Below are 666 nucleotides of genomic sequence, written 5' to 3'. Positions count from 1 at the left end.
GCCAGGAGTCGCTGTCGCGCACGCCCCACACGGTGATGCCGATGCAGCGCGGCACGTTCATGCACGCCTGGGTCAGGCCGGCGTACTGGGTCGTCGACGCGTTGGTCACGTCGACCTCGGTCAGGGCGACATCGACGCCGAGCGCGGCGAAGCTGGACAGGGTGGTCTGGAAGTTGCCCGGCAGGGAGCTGCCGCCGGTGAAGTGGGTCTGCAGGCCGACGCAGTCGATGGGCACACCCCGGGACTTGAAGTCCTGGATCATCCGGTACACACCCTGGGTCTTGCCGTAGCTCCAGTTCTCGATGTTGTAGTCGTTGTAGCACAGCTTGACCGACGGGTCGGCCGCCCGCGCGGTACGGAACGCCACCTCGATCCAGTCGTTGCCGGTGCCCTGCAGGTTCGACGAACGGCGGCTGCCGTCCTCGTTGAACGCCTCGTTGACCACGTCCCACGCGGCGAGCTTGCCCTTGTAGTGGGCCATCACACCGTTGATGTGATCGATCATCGCCTGGCGCAGCGCCGAGCCCGACAGGCTCTGCATCCACCCCGGCTGCTGGGCATGCCAGGCCAGGGTGTGCCCGCGGACCTTCAGACCGCGCTGGGTCGCCCAGTTGTAGATCTGATCGCCCGAGCTGAAGTTGAACTGCCCCCGGTTCGGCTGGGTGG

Annotated in this window: 1 protein-coding gene; it reads right to left on the bottom strand. The window is 66.8% G+C overall.

What is annotated here, in order from left to right; all coding sequences use genetic code 11:
* Nucleotides 1–666 (bottom strand): glycoside hydrolase family 10 protein (locus Cba03nite_RS39455; protein WP_203757721.1); only part of this gene is annotated, 666 nt, incomplete at both ends.

The organism is Catellatospora bangladeshensis (assembly GCF_016862575.1).
GTDB lineage: Bacteria > Actinomycetota > Actinomycetes > Mycobacteriales > Micromonosporaceae > Catellatospora > Catellatospora bangladeshensis.
Note: the sequence above shows the minus strand (reverse complement) of the source record. Positions and strands in the feature narration are given on the sequence as shown.